This window comes from Acetobacter oeni (genome assembly GCF_011516825.1).
In the GTDB taxonomy this organism is placed as follows: domain Bacteria; phylum Pseudomonadota; class Alphaproteobacteria; order Acetobacterales; family Acetobacteraceae; genus Acetobacter; species Acetobacter oeni.
The window spans coordinates 1-608 of the sequence record NZ_WOTA01000101.1; the positions used below are offsets into that span (position 1 = coordinate 1).

1 protein-coding gene is annotated in these 608 nt (G+C 55.1%); it reads left to right on the forward strand.

Annotation, left to right across the window (positions count from 1 at the left end):
* Nucleotides 1–608, forward strand: a 608-nt coding sequence (locus GOB90_RS18765) for a transposase (protein WP_173572233.1), incomplete at both ends; no start/stop codon positions are given.

The window sequence follows — 608 nt, forward strand, 5'->3', positions numbered from 1 at the left end:
ACCCTGCGTAACGCCGGGTATTTGCCGATGTCAGGCCAGATCCTGGATGCCACGCTGGTAGCGGCTCCGAAGCAGCGGAACACCAATGCAGAGAAAGCGGATCTGCGAGCAGGCCGTATTCCTGAAGACTGGCAGGACAAACCCGCAAAGCTGTCGCACAAGGATCGTCATGCGCGCTGGACACTGAAGTTCACGAAGGCGAAGCGGCAGGATGATGGAACCATGCCATCCAGCGATCTCGCCATCCCGTTCTTTGGCTATAAATCGCATGTTTCCATCGATCGGAAATACCGGTTCATCCGCAAATGGAAAACAACGCATGCCGCTGCCAGTGATGGCGCGCGATTGAGAGAGGGGCTTCTGGATAAAACCAATACGGCCTCAAGTGTCTGGGCCGACACGGCCTATCGCTCAAAAGCCAACGAAGACTTCATGGAAAAGCAGGGCTTTGTCTCCAAGGTTCATCGCAAAAAGCCGCATCTCAAGCCTATGCCCCGGCATATCCAGAAATCAAATGCTGGAAAGTCGGTCATCCGCTCGCGTGTCGAGCATGTCTTTGCCGATCAGAAGTCACAGACGGGGCTGTTTGTCCGGACTGTCGGTATCAG